The sequence below is a fragment of the Litoribacter ruber genome (assembly GCF_018449405.1).
Taxonomy (GTDB): Bacteria; Bacteroidota; Bacteroidia; order Cytophagales; family Cyclobacteriaceae; genus Litoribacter; species Litoribacter ruber.
In genome coordinates, this window is sequence record NZ_JAHCMY010000001.1 from 711,631 (window position 1) to 735,091 (window position 23,461).

Genomic DNA, 23,461 nt, shown 5'->3' on the forward strand with positions numbered 1-23,461 from the left:
TTTTCAGCCTTGAGTAATTTCCATTGAGTTCCCATACCTTATTATCCAACTTGCAAGTTCATTTGAAACCTATTATACCCGGAATAAGAAAAGATGAGAGGAATTTTGTTGGTGGTGGCCCTGATTTTTGCGGCTGTTTTTCAAGCCTTTGCCCAAAGTGAGTTTAAAGGTACTGTATTGGATAAGGACGATGGGGAGCCAGTTTTTGGCGCCTATGTTTTTCTAAAAGATAAAGATGGCGAAACGCTGAAGTCCTCGGTAACTGATTTTGACGGGAGTTTTTCCCTTGGCCGGCCCGCCCAGAAAGAATTTTATCTGGAAATTTCCTATGTGGGTTACCAGACCCTGAGGAAAGATCTGACCTCGGATAGCAGCGGCAACCTGGGTGAAATCCAGCTGATCAATGATGGGCAGTTGATGGAAGCCTTTGAATTTGAGGCTCCCGTAATGGCGGGCGAAGTAAAGCGGGATACCGTTGCCTTCAATGCCTCAGCTTATAAAACTAGACCGGAGGCGGATGCCGATGAGCTGGTTAGGAAGATGCCGGGGGTGATCATTCAGGACGGTACCATTCAGGTGCAGGGGGAGAATGTTGAAGAAATATTGGTTGATGGCAGGCCTTTCTTCGGGGACAACCCTGCGGCTGCCTTGAAAAACCTTCCCGCTGAGGTGATCGAAAAGATCGAATTTCTTGACCGAATCGGTGACGAGGCCCAATTGACGGGCTTTGACGATGGGGAGACCGTGAAAACAATTAACATCATCACCAAAAAGGGGCGCAGAGCAGGTCGCTTTGGGAAGTTTTACGCCGGCTACGGCACTGGCCAGAATTACATGGCTGGAGGTAACATGAACTTCTTCAATGAAGCACAGCGCTTTACAATCCTTGGTCTTAGCAACAACATCAACCAGCAGAATTTCTCCTCCGATGAAATGGCCGGTGCAATGGCCAACAATAACAACCGAAGGGGAGGAAACGACATGGAAGTTGGCCAGCTGCCCGGGATCACCCGTACAAATGCCATTGGGCTAAACTTTTCAGACGAATACCAGGAAGGTAAACTTAAGGTGTCTGGTAGCTACTTGTTCAACCATAGAGATAATGTACTAAATCGAAACTCCAACCGCGAATACGTCCTACCCAATGACAGCCTTCAGCTTTACCGTGAGGACCGAAATAATCGACAGGAAATAGAAAGTCACCGGTTCAACATGCGGATTGATTATGATATCAATGAAAAGCACGGCTTGATTATCCGACCAAGAGCAAGTTTTGATAGGGCGAATTCCATCAATGAGCTGGTGGCGACTAACCTAGTTGATAACCAAACCCCCATAAGCGGTAGCACCAACACCACGACCTCCCAGCGTGAGAACTTCAACTTTGGCAACTCTTTGACCTACCGTTTCAGATTCAACAAGCGGGGAAGGACCTTTTCGACGAATATCTACACAGGTTCATTTAACAACCAAAACCAATCCGACTTAGTAGCTGTCAACCAGAATTTTATAAACAACAATTTGGACAGCCTGATCCAATTTTCGGAGAACACCGCGCGTGGATTCAATTACAATGTCAATTTCAGCTACACGGAGCCATTAGGGGAAAAGTCCCAATTGAGATTCAATTACAGGGTGAGAAACAACATCAGCAGCACCGCTCAGCAAGTGTTGAGGCAGGAGCCCGAAACTTCATTTATCAGGCTGGATAGCATTCTTTCCAATAATTTTGAAAACACTTATCAGACCCAAAGCGCAGGCCTTGGGTATAGATTTAACAATGAAAAATTGCGCGTATTTGCCAACGTGCGTTACCAGCGAGCGGATATAGACAGTGACAGGACTTTTCCAAACTTTGAAAATACCCAAAGGGACTTTGGAAACGTCTTGCCTAGAATGGTCATCAATTACAGTTTCAGTGACATCAGCAACTTAAGGTTTGACTATAACACCAACACCAATCCTCCGGCGATTAGGCAATTGCAGGATGTGTTGGACAATTCAAATCCGCTTCAGATCTCCAATGGTAACCCAAATCTGAATCAGGAATATAGCCACCGCATCTTCACCCGGTTTAGAAGAATCAACCCTGAGACGAACAGGTCCTTCATGGTGTTTTTCTTCGGTAACTTAATCCAGGATTTTATAGGTAACGAAACCTTCATTGCCTCTGAGGATACCTTCATCGAAGGAGATGTACTCCTCCGTCAAGGCGGGCAATTCAATAGGCCTGTCAATTTGGATAACTTCTGGACAACCAGGACTTATGTAAGTTACGGCTTCCCGCTTTCGTTTATGAAAAGTAACCTGAACATCAATTCAAATTTCAGGATCAATAACCGCCCCGGGATCATCAATGAGCAGAGAAACGATAACATCAACACCACATTGGGTCAAGGCTTTGTGTTGAGTAGCAATATTTCAGAAAGGGTGGATTTTAATATTTCTACCAATGCTAACTACAACATGGTAAGAAGCAGCCTTCAGGAAAGCCTTAACAATAACTTCTTTGAGCAGAGAAACCGATTTGACCTGTTCTGGAATTTTGCCGGAGGCTTTTTCTTCAGCAATAATGTCAATCACCTGATGTACGCTGGACTGGGGGAAGACTTTGACCAAAATATCTGGTTGTGGAATATGGACTTCGGCTTCAGATTTCCGCCAAGCCGAAAGGCCGAAATCAAGCTGACCGTGTTTGATCTTTTGAATCAAAATGTGAGCATCAATAGGAATGTAACGGACGTGTTTGTGGAGGACGTAAGGACCCAGGTGCTTCAGCAGTTCGTCATGCTCACTTTTACCTACAACCTTCGCCGGTTTGGTGGAGTCAATATGGACCTCTAAACGTTTATTAGAAAGGGCAACTAGAGTCTTAACGCGCATCTTCTTCGCTTTTTTCCGAAGGAGATGCGAAGGAGATGTGGATATGATATAAAATAAAAGTGGCTGGCTCCTCCTTGGGGCCAGCCACTTTTATTTTAGGCTTGGTGGGATTCTACCCATTTTCTAGCGTTGACAAAGGCCTCTACCCATGGGGTGATTTCGTCGCCTTCGTGACCGCTGCCGTAATATGGCCAGTTCCAAGGGAACAGGGAACGCTCGATATGTGGCATGATGGCCAAATGTCTGCCGTCTTCAGAAGCAATTCCCGCCACGCTGTGGTCCGAACCGTTTGGAGCGGCTGGATAGGACTCATAGCTGTAGGTCATGCTGATGTTATAGGCATCTTTTCCTTCTGGAAGGTAGAACTTGCCCTCTCCGTGAGCCACCCAAACGCCTAGTCTTTGGCCGGCAAGGGAGTTGAACATCACGGTGTTGTTTTCAGGTATATTTACATTCACAAAGCCTGACTCAAACTTGTGGCTGTCGTTGTGAAGCATTTTGGCTTTCTTATCATGCTCAGAAGTGATCAAGCCAAGTTCCACCATCAGCTGGCAGCCGTTGCAGACGCCGAGGCTTAGGGTGTCTTTTCTGGCGTAGAAATTATCCAAGGCGGCTTTTGCCTTTTCATTATAAAGGAAGGCACCAGCCCAGCCTTTGGCTGAACCCAATACATCGGAGTTGGAGAAGCCGCCCACGAAAACGATCATGTTGACATCTTCCAGGTTTTCCCTGCCTGCTATGAGGTCTGTCATATGGACATCCTTCACGTCGAAGCCCGCCAACCAAAGCGCATAGGCCATCTCACGGTCACCATTTACACCTTTTTCACGGATGATGGCGGCCTTCTTACCGGATTTTTCTTTTCTTTCGGTATTAAGTTTGAAGGCATCCAAAGATCCTTTCCAATCTTGTGCAAACTGGTAGGATAGGGGCTGCACTTTATAATTATCAAAGCGCTGTCTAGCCAGCTCTTTACCGCTCTGTTGCTTGTCAAGCAGGTAAGATGATTTGTACCAGATGTCTCTATAAGTAGGCACATCAAGGTTAATATCGATGCCATTTAGGTGGACAGTCTGGTCCAACGTAACCTCGGCAAGGGACAGGTAGGAAATGCCATAGTTGTCAAGGACCGCTCTGGTTTTTTCCACGTTATTGACCTGAACAAGCACCCCAGGGTTTTCTGAAAACAAGGCTTTGATAATGTCACTGTTTTTGAACCTTTCCAGCTTGACATTCAATCCGCAGTTTTCTGTTGGGAAAGTCATTTCAAGAAGCGCAGTAAGGATACCTCCCGAGGAGATGTCGTGACCTGCCAAGATTTCGCCTTTTTCGATCAGTTTTTGCACGGTCATAAATGCTTTTGCAAAATACGCACTGTCCTTCACGGTAGGGATGTCATTGCCGACCTTGTTGAGGGTTTGGGCAAAGCTGCTTCCGCCTAGTTTGAAGGCGTCCTTGCTAAAGTCGATATAGAATACCTTGGAGCCATTGATAGGCTTAAGGTCTGGAGAAATTACGTTTTTGATATTGGAGCATTCTCCCACTGAGCTGATGATCACCGTGCCAGGAGAGTACACCACCTTGCCGTCAGGATACTTCTGAGTCATGGATAGGGAGTCCTTGCCCGTAGGGATATTTACACCTAATTCCAATGCAAAATTGCTGACTGCCTCAACTGCTCTGTATAGACGGTCATTTTCACCTTCGTTTTTGGCAGGCCACATCCAGTTGGCACTCAAGGAAACACCTTGAAGTCCCTGCTCGATTGGAGCCCATACCAAGTTGGTCAAGGCTTCTGCAATGGCCAGTTTTGAGCCGGCTTCCGGATCCGCAAGGGCTGCCACAGGCGCATGGCCGATGGAAGTAGCGATGCCTTTATTGCCTTTAAAGTCGATGGCCATCACCGCCACGTTGTTCAGAGGAAGCTGTATGGGTCCGGTAGTCTGCTGCTTGGCAACACGTCCGGTCACCGAGCGGTCTACTTTATTGGTCAACCAGTCCTTACAGGCCACGGCTTCCAGTTGAAGAACGGCTTCCAAATATTCAGTTAGATGGCTAGTCTGATAGCTGACCTCCTCAAATTTGAAGGTAGTGGTTTTGTCCTCCAAGATGGTTTTTGGGGAGCTGCCAAACATGTGGGCCAGATTCCAGTCCACTGGTTTTTCGCCCGTTTCGGCATGCTCAAATTTGAAGTGCATGTCGCCGGTAGTTTCACCCACTACATAGAAAGGCGCTCTCTCACGCTCGGAGATTTTTTGAAGGGTTTCCACATCTTTTTCGTGGATCACCAAGCCCATTCTTTCCTGGGATTCATTCCCGATGATTTCCTTGGCAGAAAGCGTAGGGTCACCCACAGGGAGCTTTTCGATATGAATGGTACCGCCTGTTTCTTCCACAAGCTCCGAAAGACAGTTTAAGTGTCCTCCTGCACCGTGGTCGTGGATAGATACGATTGGGTTGTTTGGATTTTCGGCCATGGCACGGATCACGTTCATGACCCTTTTCTGCATTTCCGGGTTGGAGCGCTGTACAGCGTTCAACTCGATGGAATTGCTGAATTCTCCCGTGGCTACGGAGGAAACGGCGCTTCCTCCCATACCAATTCTATAATTGTCACCGCCCATGATGACCACTTTGTCACCTTTCGTTGGTGTATGTTTTTTGCTGTAAGGGGCACGGGTAAAGCCCACGCCTCCTGCAAGCATGATCACTTTGTCGAAGCCAAAATGCTTGTTGGCCTCCTCATGCTCAAATGTCAACACGCTGCCGCAGATCAAAGGCTGACCAAACTTGTTTCCAAAATCACTGGCACCGTTGGATGCCTTGATGAGGATATCCATGGGCGTTTGGTAAAGCCATTTTCTTTCTGGTAGGTTTTTCTCCCAGCTTCTTCCCTCGGCAGTCCTCGGATAGGAGGTCATGTACACGGCCGTACCGGCCAAAGGAATCGATGCTGTACCGCCAGCCATCCTGTCCCTGATTTCTCCCCCCGTTCCCGTTGCGGCACCGTTGAACGGCTCCACCGTGGTGGGAAAGTTGTGGGTTTCTGCTTTGAGGGAAAGTACGGTTTCGATCTCTTCAGTTTGGAAGAAATCGGCAATTTCCTGTGAAGTAGGGGCAAATTGCTGTGCGTGTGGACCCTTTACGAAGGCCACGTTGTCTTTATAGGCAGAAACAATCCTGTTTGGATGTTCCTGAGAGGTCTTTTTGATAAGTTGAAAAAGTGTGTGTGGTTTTTCCTGTCCGTCAATCACGAAGGTGCCGTTGAAAATCTTGTGGCGGCAATGCTCGGAGTTTACCTGGCTAAAGCCGAAAACCTCACTGTCGGTCAATGGTCTTTCCAGCTGCTTGCTGACCCCTTCCAGATATGCAACCTCCTCATCACTTAGGGCCAAACCTTCAGATTTGTTGTAAGCCGCAATGTCTTTCACCGATTTTACCGGCTCCGGTTGGATGTTGATGGTGAAGATGTCTTGCCCTAGGCCATCGTATTTTGCCTGTAGCATGGGGTCAATCTTTCCGTTTTCGTCAAGGGGGTAAAATTCCTCAATTCTTTTGATCCCATCAATGCCCATGTTTTTGGAGATTTCTACCGCATTGGTGGCCCAAGGGGTAATCATTTCCTTTCGGGGTCCGGCAAAAATGCCTTCAACTGTCAACTGATCCACATGCTTGGCATCGCCAAAAAGCCAGCGGAGTTTGTCATATTCAGAAGTTGAGAGTTGTTGCTGGGCTTCCAGCGCGTAGATTTTGGAATCTTGGGATTGGAAAAAAAGAATCATATCCTGCTTTAGTTGGATGGGGGTTTTAAGAAGGAGCAAAGGTAATCATTTGCGGATTAAAAAATTAACTATGGTGGTGGAAAAAAGGGGAAGAGGTGAAATGATAGCTAATCTTGGGAATGCGTGCAGGAGGCAGTTCTTTTTTTTTAAATTTTATAGCCTGATTAGTGGATTTTGGAAATCTGAGGTGTGTTAGTGGTGTTATGAAATTTTGATTTTTCCAATTGAAACCCCTCCTGGTAAAGCAATACCAGGCAGAGGATTTCAAAAACCGCAAGTATAAATAATGAGGGTAGGGCAAAGATTACCGATAGGAATCCGATTCCGACCACAACACCCAGAATCCCGGAAATAAGAAATAAGGTGCCTGCCTGCTTTCTCTCATTGATAAAAGCCAACCCAAAAATCACATACATTCCCCCAAATACCACCGCTTCTATAGGCAAATATTCTGGCATGGCATTCCCGAGTATAAAGAATTTGTAAATATCAATTGATGTAAAGATTAAAACCCCTACAGCAAGAAGAGCGGATGATATTTGCATCAATTTGTTATTGAGCTTTTCCCCAAGCTTATAGAAACCCCACATAAAGCCTGAGAACCCTACCATTACGATGGCTTTTATGCTTGCATACAGGAGTCCATTGACTTTTTCTCCCCCATAGAAAGTAAAGTCTAGGCCAAATTCCACCATGGTGGTGAGCAGATAAACGGTGCCTGCCAGAAACGCCAATTGAAACCACCTGTTGTCGTCAGGTTCCGTAGATTCGCTGTGGGAACTCATCTCCTCCTGATTGATTTCGAGGGCTTCCATGATGGCTTTGATAGTAAATGGTCTGGGGGAAACCTCTCCGGCTTCGATTCTCTGGAGGGTGCGAACGTTGAGGGAGCACTTTTCTACAAGTTCCTCCTGGGTCCACCCCTTTGCTTTTCTCCATTCCTGGATGCGCTGTCCTAATTGTGGCTGTTTCATGATTAAATAGTTTTTGATGTCCATGGCAAGTTGGAAAAAAAGGTGGAAATTTGTGTGGAATTTAAAGCGGATTAAACCCGACATTTACACGGCAAAGCGCCAATTTAACAATTAAAGGGGATTTTCACCCGATTTTTTATCACCATGCCGACTCCCATTCAATATCGCGGACTTGAATCCGAACTCACCTTCCAGACTTCCAGAAGCAGTGGCCCAGGCGGCCAAAATGTAAACAAGGTGGAATCCCGCGTCACCCTCAGGTTTAATGTACCCAATTCCATTATCCTTGCAGAAGAAGAAAAACAAAGGCTTTCGGAGAAACTTGACCTGACCACGGAGGGGGATCTGATCATCAAAAGTCAGGAAACCCGCTCCCAGTTGAAAAATAAGGAGATTGCTATTCAGAAGTTTTATGAAACCTTGAAAGGTGGCCTGGCAAAGAAAAAAGTCAGAAAAGTGACCCGTCCGTCGAAGGCAGCTGTGAAAAAGCGGCTGGAAGAAAAGAAACAGCATTCGCAGAAGAAGCAGAACAGGGGGAAAGTGGATTTTTAAGTATAATGATGAATGTAGAATAATGAATGATGGGTAATGAATTTCTGGAAGAGTGACTTTAGGAACTACACTTTTTTTAGGAATCAGCAGCGAAGTCTTCATAAAAAAATAACCAATTAAAAACTCAGGAAACTTTGAACTCTTCAAAAGTTTCCTGAGTTTTGCAGTTCTAAAATGGGAATGAATTGGAAACGAGAGAAAAGATCATAGAAATCACCACCGAGCGGATTGCCAGATTCGGGGTTCGGAGTGTGACTATGGATGATATTGCGAGGGCTGCGGGGGTTTCGAAAAAGACTATTTATCAGGAGTTTGGCGATAAGGAGCAGCTGGTTTATGATGTGTTCACATCCGAGCTGGACCGCGATGCCGAGATGGTAGAGGGTTTTTTCAAGGAGCCAGGCGGGGTGATCGGCCACCTGATCAAATTGAGCAAGTTTATCCGCGATACCTTCACCAATATGCACCCCATGGTGCTCAATGAGATCCAGCGCTATTACCCTAGATGCTGGCAGCAGTTTGAGAAGTTCAAAGAGGAGCACGCTATCCAGAGCATCATCAAATTGCTGGAGGAAGGAAAGCAGGAGGGGATATTTAGAAAGGAGATCGACAGTGAGATTTTGGCCCAGTTGAGAATGGAGCAGATCACACTAAGTTTTGATCCTATGAAATTTCCCCCGGACAGATTTAATCTTTTGAACGTACAGATGCAGTTGTTTGACCTTTTTCTATACGGGATACTCACCGAAAAAGGAGTCAAAATTTACCACGAAAAAATGAAACATCAGGATTTAGAATTATGAAGAGCTCTTTAAAATATGCCGTTTTGGTGATGTTTGCCATCATGGCTCAACATAAGGTTTTTGCTCAGAACAGGTTTGAGTTTAGTTTGGAGGAAAGTATCCGCTTTGCCTTAGAGAATAACGTGGAGGTAAAGAATGCTATTCTGGATAATGCTGCAGCCAAAGCTACGATTGCAGAAACTAGGTCAGAAGGTCTTCCTCAAATTAACATTGATGCTGGGGCAAGTCATAATATGATTATACCTATCACCCCTTTACCGTCAGAATTAGTAGAAGGAGCACCTCCGGGTGAATTTGTTGGGGTTCAATTTTCACCAGCTTATTTGGCAAATGTTACAGGTACTGTAAGGCAAATGATATTCAACGGCTCCTATTTCGTAGGATTACAGGCAGCCAAGACTTTTAGGGAGCTGTCAGACTTTGACAGGGTCAAAACCGAGATTGATGTAGTGGAAAGTGTCAAAAAAGCCTACTATTCGGTATTGGTGAATGAAGAGCGTGAAGGACTTATTAATTCCAATAAAGTAAGGATAGAGGCCTTGTTAAAAGAAACGAATGTGCTTTTTGAAGAAGGTTTTGCAGAAAGGATTGATGTGTCAAGGATAAAGGTGCAATTGAATAACCTTAAAACGGAACTGGACCGGGCCAGGACAGCCACTGATGTCAGTAAGCAATTGCTCAAATTACAGATGGGTATGCCGATGAATGCCGAGCTTATCTTAGAGGATAAAGTATCTGTTTTGGAAGATGATTTTGAAATTGAAGTATTGTTGCAGGAACAGGGGCAGAGGCGAATCGAATTAGATCAGGTGGAGACTACATTAAAGCTTGCCAATTTGGACTTGAGAAATAACAGGGCCCAGTATTTACCCCGCCTTGATGCCAATTACACTTATCAGCGAAATACCTTCGGCGGAAGTGTGGCTGACTTGACCAGAAACAACTGGTTCCCAGGGTCAATTCTAGGTGTGACATTGCAAATCCCTGTTTTCGATGGACTTTTGAAGGCTTCAAGAATTCAGCAGAATAAAATTCAGGTGAGGCAATTGGAAAATCAACGGGAATTTACCCGTGATAATATTGAGTTGGAAAGATTTCAGTCTAGGGCAAACCTCATTAATAGTTTAAATGCCTTGGAGGTGCAGAGGGAAAACCGCGAGCTGGCCGAAGAGGTATTCAACATTGCCAGGATCAAATTTCAAGAAGGCGTTGGGTCAAATTTGGAGGTAGTTGATGCTGATGCTGCACTAAAAGAAGCCGAAACCAATTATTATTCTGCCCTGTACGATGCCGTTATCGCCAAGGTAGACCTTGAAAAAGCCCTTGGAATCCTTAAATAATCCGTGAACACATTGTAGTTATGAAGACATATTCAAAATATTTTATTGTTGCGCTTGGCCTTTTAGCATTTGGCTGCGCCGAAAACGGGGGAGACTCCGAGGTGGATCAGAAAAAGCAGGAGCTTGAAAATTACAGAAAGGAAGCTGGAGACCTGAAGGTGAAAATTGATGAGCTGGAAAGGGAAATTGCAGCCCTAGATCCAAGCTTTGCCAGATCGGAGAGAAAATCGGTGTTGATCACGACCACCCAGCCACAGGTGGGCTCCTTCCAGCATTTTGTGGAGGTGACCGGCTCGGTGATGTCCAAAAAGAACGTCAATATTTCTGCTGAGGTCTCGGGTCGCATACAGGAAATTCCTGCCATCGAAGGCATGAGGGTGCGTAAGGGGCAGGTAATCGCCAGAATTGACGATGAATCCGCCAAAAGAAATGTGGCTGAAATCGAGACGCAGTTGGAACTAGCCAGAACTGTTTATGAAAGGCAAAAGCGCCTTTGGGATCAGGAGATCGGAACTGAAATGCAGTATTTGGAAGCCAAAAACAGAAAAGAAAGCCTTGAGAAAAACCTGGAAAGTATCCGCTTGCAGGAGGATAGAGCTACCATTGTGGCGCCATTTGACGGCACAGTGGAAGAGGTAATGGTGAGAATGGGCGAACTGGTACAGCCGGGTTCCCCGATTGTCAACTTCATAGGCGAAAGCGACCTGTTTATTGAGGGGGATGTTTCTGAGCGCTACGTAGGGATCTTGAGTAGAGGGGATTCCGTGGAGGTTAATTTCCCTTCATTGAGAAAGAACTTCAAAACCAAGGTGACCGCTGTCGGCTCGGTGATCAACCCAAACAACAGGACATTCAAGGTAGAGGTGTTTTTGCCTAGAATGGACAGCGTGAAGCCGAATATGCTTTCTACCTTGAAAATCATGGATTATGAAAGCGCTACTGCTATCACCGTACCTACCCACCTGATCCTTCAGGACAATAAAGGGGAGTATATTTATGTGGTGGAAAACAGTGTGGCCAGAAAGCAATACATCGAGCGTGGCATGACCTACAGCGAGCGAACGGAGATCTTGGAAGGATTGACCGGGGAGGAGACTTTGGTGGACAAAGGATTCCGTGAAGTAGGGGATAATTTTAAAGTGAATATTTCAGCCTAACATGTCGAAACAGGAAGAGAATAAAAAAGGCGTAATCCGGGAGTTTGGCCTTTCCACCTTGGCGGTGGACAACCGGACCAGTGTGGTTATCCTGACTTTGATTATCGCATTTTTGGGGATGTTTGCCTACCGGACCATGCCCAAGGAGAGCTTTCCGGAGATCGTGATCCCCACCGTTTACGTGGGCACGGTGTACCCGGGTAACTCCCCGATTGATATGGAAAACCTGATCACTAGGCCCATTGAGAAAGAATTAAAATCGATTAACAATGTCAAGGATATTTCCTCGACCTCTATCCAGGATTTTTCATCCATAGTAGTGGAGTTTAATCCCAATGTGGACATTTCCAAAGCCCTTCAGGATGTGAAGGACGCGGTAGACAAGTCGAAGAGTGAATTGCCAACAGACCTTGATAGGGATCCCGATGTAATCGAGATCAACACCTCGGATTTCCCAATCATGAATGTCAATATCTCCGGTAATTATACTGAAGAGGAATTGAAGAAATTTGGGGAATACCTGGAAGATGAAATCGAAAAGCTTCCAGAAATCTCAAAGGCTGAGCTACGCGGTATCGTGGAAAGAGAAATCCGCATCGATGCCGATATCTATAAAATGGAGGCCCTAGGGGTAAGCTTCACGGATATTTCTGACGCAGTGCAGGGTGAGAACGTGACCATCTCGGGTGGTAACATCTTGAGCGGTGAGTTTAGGAGGTCTTTAAGGATCACCGGTGAATTCAAAGACCCATACGAATTGCTTGATATTATAGTCAAGACGGAAAACAACAAAATCGTTTACCTACGTGACGTTGCCAATGTAAATGACACCTTTAAGGAAAGGGAAAGTTATGCCAGGTCCAATAAGTTGCCCGTGGTAACGGTCAATGTGGTGAAAAGAAGCGGGCAGAACCTTTTGGATGCTTCCGATAAAATCAAAGCTATTATTGAAAGAGCCCAAGCCAACCGTTTCCCGGAGGATTTGGAGATTTCGATTACCAATGATCAGTCCAAGGATACCCGATCTCAGGTAGACAACTTGGAAAACAGCATTATTTCAGGGGTGATCCTGGTGGTGTTGGTATTGATGTTCTTCTTAGGATTCAGAAACGCACTTTTTGTGGGTATTGCCATCCCGCTTTCCATGTTCATATCCTTCTTGGTGCTGAACAGCCTCGGGGTTACCTTGAACCTGATGGTTCTCTTCTCTTTGATTTTGGCTCTGGGGATGTTGGTGGATAATGGGATTGTGGTGGTGGAGAATGTCTACCGATTGATGCAGGAAGGCAAAAGTCCTGTACGTGCTGCTAAGGAAGGTGTAGGTGAGGTTGCCTGGCCTATTATCACTTCCACGGCGACCACTTTGGCGGCATTCCTTCCCTTGGCTTTTTGGGATGATATCATCGGGGAGTTTATGAAATACCTGCCCATCACCCTGATTATTGTATTGGCATCCTCACTTTTCGTGGCCTTGGTCATCAACCCGGTGTTGACGGCCCTGTTTATGAAATTGCAGAATGTGAATGACATCAGGCCAAAGAAAAGACCACTGGTCATCGCCTTGATCCTCTTTACCCTTGCGATCATTTCTTATATGATCGGCTGGTTGGCCACGGGAAGCTTGTTGTTAGTCGCAGCGCTGCTGACCATCTTCAACATTTTTGTGATGAGAAAAGCCATCAAATGGTTCCAGACAGTCTTCTTGGTGAAACTTGAGGATATGTATGAAAAAACCTTGGTGTTTGCCCTTGGAGGTAAAAAACCTTACCTGTTTTTCTTTGGTACAGTATTGTTGCTATTTCTTTCCTTGGTGCTTTTGGCCATTAGGGCGCCAAAGGTGTTGTTTTTCCCAGATAACCAGCCAAGCTTGGTGAACATCTTTATTGAAAAACCTATTGGAACCGATATAGAAGCGACCAATCAGTTTGCCAGTATGATGGAAGATGATTTGGCCGATATCTTTTCCAATTATGAGGAAATCATCGAATCTGTGATCACCCAAGTAGGGGAAGGTGCCGGAGATGACCAAGGGCCGAGCATGGCCAGTACTCCGCATAAGGCTAAAATCACGATCGGCTTTGTGGAGTACCAGTTCCGAAACGGTGTCAATACCAACACCATCATGGAGGAAATCCGCGACTTGGCAGACCGCTACCCTGGAGTTCAGATTACGGTGGACAAACAGCGAAACGGGCCGCCAGTGGGAAGGCCGATCAATATTGAAACCAGTGGGGAGAATTTGGATGACCTGATCACTTTTGTCAATTCAATGAGGGAATATATTGCGGATGGCAATATTGAAGGCATTGAGGAATTGAAAACAGACCTAGAGCTGGGCAATCCGGAGCTTGTGGTGAATATAGACCGCGAGCGAGCCAGAAGATTTGGCCTGTCCACTTCCCAGATAGCCAATGAGCTTAGAACGGCTTTGTTTGGCTTGGAAGTATCCAAATATAAGGAAGGGGAGGACGACTATCCGATTCAGCTCCGCTTGGCGGATGAGTACAGATACGACATCAATTCCCTGATGAACAAAAAGATCAACTTCAGGGACAAGTTTGGCAACCAAAGCGAGATTCCGATTGCTTCTGTAGCCGAGATCGAATACAGCTCGACGTATGGTTCGGTGAGAAGAAAAGACCTTGATCGGGTAATCACTTTGTATTCAAATGTAAATGAAGGATACAACCCCACTGAGATCAATGACAGGATCAAAACCATGTTGAGAGACTATGAAATCCCGGATGGTATTTCTGTAAGGTTTACCGGTGAGCAAGAGGAACAGGAAAAATCAGCAGAATTTTTGACAAGGGCTTTGATCATTTCGGTTTCCCTAATCTTCTTGATCATTGTGGCCCAGTTTAACTCCGTCACCACGCCATTCATTATCATGGCCTCGGTAGTATTGAGTACCATAGGGGTCTTTTTGGGCTTAGTGATCTTCAATATGGATTTTGTAATCATCATGACCGGTATCGGGATTATTTCCCTGGCCGGGGTGGTGGTGAACAACGCCATTGTATTGATAGATTATACGAACTTGGTAAGGGAAAGAAAGCGTGAAGAATTAGGGCTTGAAGAAGATGAATTCCTTCCTTATAATGAGATTTTGAGCTCAATTGTGATTGGTGGCAAGACCAGGTTAAGACCAGTGCTTCTGACAGCCATCACGACCGTACTTGGTTTGATTCCATTGGCATTGGGTATGAACATCAATTTTGGGTCATTGCTCACTTCCTTTGATCCTGAGTTTTATATAGGAGGGGACAATGCAGATTTCTGGGGACCAATGGCTTGGACGGTTATATTTGGGCTAACCTTTGCAACCTTCCTTACGTTAGTAATTGTACCAGTGATGTACCTGCTGGCAGATAAAGTAAATATGAAGGCCCGAAAGCTTTCCAAAGTATAGGTTAAAATAAAGGTTGGTGGTTTTTTAAATGTTCAAATCTCCGGGGTGATGCTCCGGAGATTTTTTTTATGTTTATCACGGAAAACAATTGGCCACGAAGGACACGAAGTTTTAAAGAAGTTTCACAAAGTTCATAGTCGTTCCATTAATAAATAATGAATGTCGAATGATGAATAATGAATAATGAAGTGAATAAATGAAGGTAGGAACCCTCAATTGGCCTCCAAAAGCACCCCGACCTATTGTACATAGTACCTAGTACATTGTACTTAGTACAATAATTCATGGTATAAATATTGGTGCAATTTAAGCAAAGCCTAATCTAATGCAGAATAAAATCATTGCGGCCATTTTTGATCTGGATGGGGTGTTGACGAGGACGGCGGCGCAGCATGCCAAGGCCTGGAAGCAATTGTTTGATGCTTACAATGAACAAAGGAAAGAAGAAGGGGAGCAACCCTTTGAGGATTTTTCCATTGAGATTGATTATCCCAAATATATAGACGGCATCCCTCGCTATGACGGCATCCGGAATTTTCTCCAATCCAGAAATATCAAACTTCCGGAAGGTTATGAATCCGATGAGCCCAACGAACTGACCATAAGGGGGCTGGGAAACAGGAAGAATGAATTCTTTTTGAAGGTCATTGAGGAAGAAGGCGTGGAGGTTTTCGAAAAGAACATAGACCAGATCAAGAAATGGAAAGCCGAAGGGGTGAAAACCGCGGTGATTTCATCCAGCAAAAACTGCAAGAAAATATTGGAAGTAACTGGGATTGAGGAGTTGTTTGAAACAAGGATTGACGGGGTGGTTTCTAAGGAGAGGAACATCAAAGGGAAACCCAGTCCTGATATTTTTTTAGCTGCTGCCAAGGAGTTGGGGGTGGATCCTGAGGAGAGCATGATCGTAGAAGATGCCATCGCTGGGGTGGAGGCAGGAAGTGCTGGAGGTTTTGGATTAGTGGTGGGAATAGTGAACGGAGCCAGCAAAGAAGAGTTACTTAAAAACGGGGCCGATCTGGCCGTGCAAGATTTAACAGACGTCAAACTGAATTAACCATATATGAGAGCATCCAAGGAATTGCCTTCCGCAATTGAAAGAATTGATGATTTTAAAAAAGCTTTTCAAGAGAAGAAACCGCTGATATTTTTGGATTTTGATGGCACACTTTCCCCCATAGTGGCAAACCATGAGGATGCGGAAATCTCGGCTGAAATGAAGAAAACGGTACAGGAGCTATCCCAAAAGTATCAGGTGGCCATCATCAGCGGGAGGGGGTTGGAGGATGTGAAAGATAAGGCTGGGATTGCTGATATTTATTACGCGGGTAGTCATGGTTTTGAGATTTCCGGACCGGCAAACTTCCATGAAGAAAACGATGAAGCCCAAGAAGTGCTCCCCGCCTTTGATGAGCTGGAGCCAAAATTGAAATCAGCGCTTGAGGACCTGAAAGGCGTGAGGTTTGAACGCAAAAAGTTTACCCTGGCGGTGCATTATAGGAAATTGAAGGAAGAAAGGGAAACTGAGTTTTTGAAGATGGTGAAAGATTGCCTGAAAGACTTTCCCAGGTTGAATATGGGGGAAGGAAAAAAAGTGGTAGAGATCAAACCAAACATTGACTGGCATAAAGGAAAGGCTGTAGGGTTTTTGATGAATAAGCTCACCAAAGACTCTGGAGAGATGTTGCCCGTGTTTTTGGGAGACGACCTGACGGATGAGGATGCTTTTCAGGAGTTGAAAAAAGAAGGGATGGGGATTTTGGTGGGAGACCATGGCAAAAAGTCCCATGCTGATTACTCCTTGAAGTCAGTAGATGAAGTTCAAGAGTTTTTGCAGAAATTAATTAAGTTTTAGTATGGTTGAGGATACCTGGAAAGTAGTCTATAAGTCATTTAAACCTAAGGAAGAGACTTTGCGAGAGGCCCTATGCGCTCTTGGAAACGGTTACTTTACCACCAGGGGGGCTGCGGAGGAATCCGTCGCAGGGAAGTATCATTATCCTGGGACCTACCTTGCCAGTGGATTCAACCGCCTTAAGACCGAAATCGCCGGAAAGTGGATCGAAAACGAGGACCTAGTCAACTGGCCAGATTGGACGGTACTGAAATACAGACACGAGGATGGGGATTGGATACAGCTGTCGGAGGTGGAAATCATTGGCTATCGGCAGGAGTTGAACCTTCAAAAGGGAATTCTCTCTAGGAAAATACGGATCAAGGATGCCAAAGGAAGGACCTCCAAGCTGGTCACCCGCAGGATCGTATGCATGCACAATAAAAACCTGGCTGCCATCAAATGGGAATTTACTCCGGTAAACTGGTCAGGCAACATCATCGTCCACAACGGTCTGGATGGATCGGTGATTAACCACGGGGTGGAAAGGTACCGGGATTTGAATAGCAAGCATCTGGTAGTTCTTGATACGGGGACCATGGGAGAAAGCGGGATCTACTTAAAAGTCCGGACAAACCAATCCGAGATTATAATGGCGCAAGCCGCCAAACTTCTTATTGATGGGAGTTCGGTAAAGCCGATCCATAAAGAGAAATTGCCAGAATACATAGGGGAAGAGTTTGAGGTAGGGGTGGCAGCAGGAAAACCAATTACCATTGAGAAAATTGTTTCCATTTTCACATCCAAAGACAACGCCATTTCAGAGCCTTTGATGGAAGCAAAAACTTTGGTAGGTAGGACGCTGGGTTTTGATGATTTGCTTGAAAAGCATATTGCAGAGTGGAAAGGAATCTGGAAGGAAAGCGATGTCAAACTGGAGGCGGACAATGGTGAGGACCAATTGGTTCTCAGGCTGCATATCTTCCATATTTTTCAGACTTATTCTTTTAACACGATCGGGATCGATGCGGGGATCCCGGCACGGGGACTTCATGGTGAGGCCTATAGGGGACATATTTTTTGGGATGAAATATTCGTTTTCCCATTCTTCAATATTAGTCGGCCTGAAATTTCCAAATCCTTACTTATGTATAGGTATAGGCGCCTCAACGAAGCTAGGTATGCCGCTCAGGAGGCTGGTTTTGATGGGGCAATGTATCCATGGCAAAGTGGCAGTAACGGGAGGGAAGAAAGCCAGGTGATCCATTTAAACCCAGCCTCGGGCCGATGGTTGCCGGATCATACCTTTCTGCAAAGGCATGTCAATGCCACCATAGCTTATAATGTCTGGCACTACTTTGAGATTACCGGTGATTTGGAGTTCCTTTCGTTTTATGGAGCGGAAATGCTATTGGAAATTGCCAAGTTTTGGGCAAGTATGGCCTCATTCAATAAAGAAAAAGGGAGGTATGAAATCTTAAACATCGTTGGCCCTGATGAATATCACACCCATTATCCGGGTTCGGATCAACCTGGTTTGAACAACAATGCCTACACTAATGTCATGGCCGTCTTTTGTTTGATTCATGCGCTGAAGACTATAAAAAAACTCGATAAGGAAATCGCCGCCGTTTTATTGGAACAGCTGGAAATAGATAAGAGCCAGTTAAAGAAGTGGGAGGAGATTATCAAAAAGATGTTTGTTCCCTTTGTGGGGAATAAGAAAGTGATCGAACAGTTTGAGGGATTTGACAAGCTCGAGGAGGTGGATTGGGAAAAATACCATGCTGAATACGGGGAGGTGTTGAGGCTGGATAGGATCATGGAGAAGGAGGGGGATGATGTGAATAGATACCGAGCTGTCAAGCAGGCGGATGTTTTGATGCTTTTCTTCCTGTTTTCCTCAGATGAGCTCTGCGATATGTTTGGCAGAATGGGCTATGAATTCAACCCAAAAGTGCAGATTCCGGAGACAATTGCATATTATCAGAAAATCACGGCCCACGGTTCTACCTTAAGTAAAGTGGTTCACAGTTGGGTATATGCCCGGTCCCGAAGGGAGGAAAGCTGGAAAAACTTCAAAAAAGCCCTGATGAGTGACTTCAAGGATGTGCAGGGTGGCACTACTTCGGAGGGCATCCATTTGGGAGCGATGGCAGGTTCACTGGATCTCATACAGCGCTGCTATACGGGGATGGATTTCCGTGAGGACTGCCTATTTTTCAACCCGAGGTTGCCAGAAAACGTGCAGAAAATCCAATTCAGGATTCGGTACAGGAAGCATTGGCTGGAAATAATAGTGACAAAAGGGAAATTTGAAATCCGAAACAGGGGAGGTTGGGGTGGCCAAATCCATATCACGCTTGTCAAACAAAAAGTCTCTCTGAAGAAAGGAGAAACCAAAATCCTGGAATTTCATCATAAATCCACGAAAAAAAAAGGAGCCTGAAAATTAATCAGGCTCCTTTTTAAATATCTAGTGCTGGATTATAACTCCAGCCTATTGTTTTCTCTATCCACATCAGCCATTCTGCCAGATGGATCGATTTCCACCGCTTTGATGTCTGATTTTGGTCGGTCTATAGTCACTTCAATGGTTGGGTTGGTCCATGGCCATCTTTGTGTTTTAATGCGGGTAGGCATGCCTTCTTCCTCGGGCTTTTCCCCTCTCATGATTACCAAAGGAAGGTAAACCAATTCTTCAGAACCATCCTGGTAAGTGATTACCAGGTCGATTGGCATTGGCATTTTGCCTTTACGCTCCAATGTGATTTTGCTTTTACCTCCATTATAATCATCCACGCTATTCACAGCGTAATCAATGGTTTTGGTGGTATAAACCCAATATTCCTTATACCAGTCAAGTTCCAATCCACTTTGTTTTTCCATCACTCGGATCACATCATTTGGATTTGGGTGCTTAAACTGCCAAGTATTCCAGTATTTCAACATGCCTTGGTCACGGTTTTCCTTGCCGATGATATAGCCCAATTGCTCCAAGAAAACTGCCCCTTTGTTGTAGGAAGCGGCTCCATATGCGGCATTGGTGTGGTAATGGTCAGCATGTGTTGAAAGAGGCTCTTCCAACCCGGACTGCACCAATCTGAAGTACCCTCTGTACGAACCTCTTTGAGGATCATCACTGGGGGTTTCTGCGAAAAGCTCATTCATGGCCAAATTGGAGGCATAGGAAGTGAAACCCTCGTCCATCCATGGGTGAAGCGCCTCATTGGAGGCCAAAACGCCATGGAACCAGCTGTGAGCCAACTCGTGGATCATCACGCCTACCAAGCTGCCTAAGCTTCTATGGCCTGTGATCAAGGTGGACATGGGATACTCCATTCCTCCGTCGCCACCTTGGATTACCGAATATTGCTTATAAGGGTATTCGCCAAAGTGCTCGCTCATAAATTCAATTGCGGCAGGCGTATATTCCTTCAGCTTGCTCCAGTTTTCTTCGGTTTCTTCGTTTTTGATATATAGATGGTGAATAGTCACCCCGTTATCCATTTCGATTTTGTCATGGGTGTAGTTGGGGTCAGCTGCCCACATGAAGTCGTGAACTTTAGGGGCGTGAAAATGCCAAGTCAGGGTTTTGCCTCTTGGGGATTTCACTTTCTGGCCTTCTTCTTCATAGCCGTGGCCTACCTGGTTAGGGTTTTGAACATAACCCGTTCCGCCAAGTACATAGCTTTTGTCTATCGTGATCTTCACATCAAAATCACCCCAGTTGCCATAGAATTCCCTTCCGATATAAGGGTTGGCGTGCCAGCCTTGGTAATCATAGTTGGCCAACTTAGGGTACCACTGGGACATGCTATAGCGCACGCCCTCCTCATTATCACGTCCTGCTCTTCTGATTTGGAGAGGCACTTGCCCTTCAAATTTCATGTCCAAAGTTACTGTGCTGTTTGGTAGAATTGGTTCGCTAAGGTTAACCTCCAAAATGGTCCCTACGTGCTCATAATCCAAAGCTTTTCCATCTAGGGTAAGGCTGTTTACCTTCAGGTATCCAATCTCATCTGATTTCAGGTTATTTATTCTGTCTCCAACTCTTCTGTCAGGGTCAGCGATGGTCCTGCTTCTGACATCCATCATGCTGTTAGGCTGGAAGGCGTTGTAATAAAGGTGGTAAAAAAGACGGTCGAGTGTATCGGGGGAATTGTTGGTGTAGGATAGTTTTTGGGTGCCTGTATATTGGTTTTTTTGCACATCCATATCCACTTCCATTTCATATTTCACTGCTTGCTGCCATCGGTCAGGTTGAGCGAAAGCGGCAAAGCTCAGTAAACAAAAGAGAAATGCTGATAATGATATTTTCATAGAGGGTCTCAATTTTTTGCCTAAAATAAGCCAAAATAATAGGCATAGGCAAACCATTAATAAAAGTTTGGCTCATATTGGCTATGTTTTTGTTCGAGTCATTTGCGAAAAATCTCCTGAAATTGTTTTGGGGAAGTTAAAAATGTGCCCCAATTGAAAGGCCCTATTAGTAAATAGTGATTTTAAATAGTAATTTAACGTCCTGAAATAACAATTTGCAAGTAGGGTTTCTCGGGAGAAGAAACCTATTTTGTGTCTAAGTAATATATAACAAACCTTATGAAATTTTTAATTACCGGTACAGCCGGTTTTATTGGATTCCACCTGGCAAAGAAGATTTTAGACAGAGGGGATGAGGTCATTGGTCTCGACAATATCAACGATTATTATGATGTGAATTTGAAGTATTCCCGCTTGGAGAATACGGGGATCGACCGTGAGGCCATCGAATGGCACAAGAAGGTAAGCTCCAGCAAGTATCCCAATTATTCATTTGTCAGGATGAATTTGGAGGACAAAGAGCAAATGATGGAGCTTTTTGAAAATGAGAAATTTGATGTGGTGATCAACTTAGCCGCCCAGGCGGGGGTTCGCTACTCCCTGACCAATCCGGATGCTTACATCGATGCCAATATCATTGGTTTTCTGAATATTCTGGAGGCCTGCAGGAAATATCCTGTCAAGCATTTGGTGTACGCATCATCTAGTTCTGTTTACGGGGCCAATACCAAGATGCCATTTTCCATCCACCACAATGTGGATCATCCAGTGTCTTTATATGCGACTTCCAAGAAATCCAATGAACTGATGGCGCATACCTATAGCCATTTGTTCAATATCCCAACAACTGGCTTGAGGTTTTTTACTGTATATGGACCTTGGGGCAGGCCTGATATGGCGCTTTTCCTGTTTACGGAAGCTATCCTCAAGGATGAGGCCATCAATGTTTTCAATGAGGGTAAAATGAAAAGGGACTTCACTTTCATCGAGGATATTGTGGAAGGTGTAATGAGGGTGGCTGATAGACCTGCTGCTCGGAACCAGGATTGGACCGGTGACGAGCCAGATCCGGGGACTTCCTATGCCCCTTATCGAGTATATAATATCGGGAATTCCAACCCAGTGCTTTTGATGGATTTCATCAAGGCAATTGAGGTGAAACTTGGCAAGGAAGCCAAGAAAAACCTGCTGCCATTGCAACCTGGTGATGTGCCGGCTTCGCATGCAGATGTGGAAGACCTCGTTCGTGACTGCGACTACAAACCCAATACGCCTATCCAAAAAGGAATTGATGCCTTCATAGAGTGGTACAGGGAATATTACAATAAATAATTAAAGATGAAAAAATCTATTCTAATTACCGGTGGTGCCGGTTTTATCGGTTGCCATGTGGTGAAAAGATTTGTGCAGAAATACCCTGAATATAGGATCATCAATCTTGATGCATTGACTTATGCGGGAAATTTGGAGAACCTGAAAGAAGTGGAAGATGCCACTAATTATCAGTTTGCCAAGGTTGATATTTTGGATGAGGAAAATTTGGAAAGAGTCTTCCGTGATTACCAAATTACCGATGTAATACACTTGGCGGCTGAATCCCATGTGGACAGGTCGATTACCGATCCGTTGGCTTTTGTGAAAACCAATGTAATCGGTACGGTTAACCTGCTCAATGCGGCCAAATCATATTGGAAAGATTATGATAACCATCTTTTCTATCATGTATCTACAGACGAGGTTTATGGATCATTGCATGACGACAGTTTCTTTTTGGAAACCACGCCATATGATCCCCAATCACCATATTCGGCCTCCAAAGCTTCTTCAGATCACTTTGTGAGGGCTTATGCCAATACGTATAAGCTTAAAACGGTCATTAGTAATTGCTCGAATAATTATGGGCCAAACCAGTTTCCGGAAAAACTGATCCCCCTTTGCATCAACAATATCCGAAACAACAAACCTCTTCCTATATATGGAAAAGGTGAAAATGTAAGGGACTGGTTGTACGTGGAAGATCATGCCGCGGCAATAGATGTGGTGTTTCATAAGGGCAAATCTGGGGAGACCTACAACATCGGAGGTTTCAATGAATGGAAAAACATCGATATTGTAAAGACCCTTTGTGCCAAAATGGATCAAAAGCTTGGTCGCGAGCATGGCACTTCCGAGAAGCTGATCACCTATGTGACCGACCGTGCAGGACATGACCTTCGCTACGCAATTGACGCTACTAAAATCCAGCAGGAATTGGGCTGGGAGCCTTCATTGCAATTTGAAGAAGGAATTGAAAAAACGATTTATTGGTATATTGAAAACGAGGAGTGGTTAAACAACGTAACCTCTGGGAATTACCAGCAATACTACGATACGCATTATACGGAGAGATAAAAAAGACCGG

Annotated in this window: 14 protein-coding genes; 11 read left to right on the plus strand and 3 right to left on the minus strand. The window is 45.0% G+C overall.

The annotated features are described in order from the left end of the window. Positions 1 to 93: 93 nt before the first annotated feature. Complete coding sequence (locus KI659_RS03030) at positions 94 to 2,844, plus strand: TonB-dependent receptor domain-containing protein (RefSeq protein WP_213943849.1); 2,751 nt, start codon at positions 94 to 96, stop codon at positions 2,842 to 2,844. 134 nt (positions 2,845 to 2,978) lie between these two features. On the opposite strand, the gene purL is transcribed toward KI659_RS03030, so the two are convergent. Together purL and KI659_RS03040 are read right to left on the minus strand one after the other, a co-directional pair. Then, positions 2,979 to 6,665, minus strand: coding sequence for a phosphoribosylformylglycinamidine synthase (purL, locus tag KI659_RS03035; protein ID WP_213943850.1), 3,687 nt, complete (start codon positions 6,663 to 6,665; stop codon positions 2,979 to 2,981). Positions 6,666 to 6,829: 164 nt separating this feature from the next. Continuing rightward, positions 6,830 to 7,639 (minus strand): helix-turn-helix transcriptional regulator, encoded by an 810-nt coding sequence (locus KI659_RS03040; protein WP_213943851.1) that lies wholly within the window; start codon positions 7,637 to 7,639, stop codon positions 6,830 to 6,832. A gap of 144 nt (positions 7,640 to 7,783) precedes the next feature. Between KI659_RS03040 and arfB the strand changes: the two genes are divergently transcribed. The 8 genes from arfB (at position 7,784) to KI659_RS03080 (ending at position 19,186) form a co-directional block, all read left to right on the plus strand. Beyond that, on the plus strand, positions 7,784 to 8,191 hold the full coding sequence (arfB, locus tag KI659_RS03045; RefSeq protein ID WP_213943852.1) for an alternative ribosome rescue aminoacyl-tRNA hydrolase ArfB: 408 nt from the start codon (positions 7,784 to 7,786) through the stop codon (positions 8,189 to 8,191). Positions 8,192 to 8,376: 185 nt separating this feature from the next. Next, on the plus strand, positions 8,377 to 8,994 hold the full coding sequence (locus KI659_RS03050; protein WP_213943853.1) for a TetR/AcrR family transcriptional regulator: 618 nt from the start codon (positions 8,377 to 8,379) through the stop codon (positions 8,992 to 8,994). Continuing rightward, positions 8,991 to 10,334 carry a TolC family protein gene (locus KI659_RS03055; protein WP_213943854.1) on the plus strand — a complete coding sequence of 448 codons (1,344 nt, stop codon included), beginning with the start codon at positions 8,991 to 8,993 and terminating at the stop codon, positions 10,332 to 10,334. The genes KI659_RS03050 and KI659_RS03055 overlap by 4 nt, the downstream gene beginning before the upstream one ends. Positions 10,335 to 10,354: 20 nt before the next feature. After that, the gene (locus KI659_RS03060; protein ID WP_213943855.1) at positions 10,355 to 11,491 is read left to right on the plus strand and encodes an efflux RND transporter periplasmic adaptor subunit; all 1,137 of its coding nucleotides are present in this window, start codon (positions 10,355 to 10,357) and stop codon (positions 11,489 to 11,491) included. Between the two features lies 1 nt (position 11,492). Beyond that, entirely contained in the window at positions 11,493 to 14,903 is a 3,411-nt protein-coding gene (locus KI659_RS03065) for an efflux RND transporter permease subunit (protein WP_213943856.1), read from the plus strand. 325 nt (positions 14,904 to 15,228) lie between these two features. Continuing rightward, positions 15,229 to 15,960 (plus strand): HAD family hydrolase, encoded by a 732-nt coding sequence (locus KI659_RS03070; protein ID WP_213943857.1) that lies wholly within the window; start codon positions 15,229 to 15,231, stop codon positions 15,958 to 15,960. A 6-nt stretch (positions 15,961 to 15,966) separates the two neighbouring features. Beyond that, a complete protein-coding gene (gene otsB, locus KI659_RS03075) occupies positions 15,967 to 16,758 on the plus strand; it encodes a trehalose-phosphatase (RefSeq protein WP_213943858.1) in 792 nt (263 codons plus the stop codon). A gap of 1 nt (position 16,759) precedes the next feature. Then, a complete protein-coding gene (locus KI659_RS03080) occupies positions 16,760 to 19,186 on the plus strand; it encodes a glycoside hydrolase family 65 protein (protein WP_213943859.1) in 2,427 nt (808 codons plus the stop codon). Positions 19,187 to 19,224: 38 nt separating this feature from the next. Here the strand turns inward: KI659_RS03080 and KI659_RS03085 are convergent, their stop codons facing one another. Next, complete coding sequence (locus KI659_RS03085; protein WP_213943860.1) at positions 19,225 to 21,060, minus strand: M1 family metallopeptidase; 1,836 nt, start codon at positions 21,058 to 21,060, stop codon at positions 19,225 to 19,227. A gap of 279 nt (positions 21,061 to 21,339) precedes the next feature. On the opposite strand from KI659_RS03085, the gene KI659_RS03090 reads away from it, so the two are divergent. Both KI659_RS03090 and rfbB read left to right on the plus strand, forming a co-directional pair. Next, a complete protein-coding gene (locus tag KI659_RS03090) occupies positions 21,340 to 22,392 on the plus strand; it encodes an NAD-dependent epimerase (protein WP_213943861.1) in 1,053 nt (350 codons plus the stop codon). Positions 22,393 to 22,398: 6 nt separating this feature from the next. After that, positions 22,399 to 23,451: a dTDP-glucose 4,6-dehydratase gene (gene rfbB / locus KI659_RS03095; protein WP_213943862.1), complete on the plus strand. Its 1,053-nt coding sequence runs from the start codon at positions 22,399 to 22,401 to the stop codon at positions 23,449 to 23,451. The last annotated feature ends 10 nt before the right edge of the window (positions 23,452 to 23,461 follow it).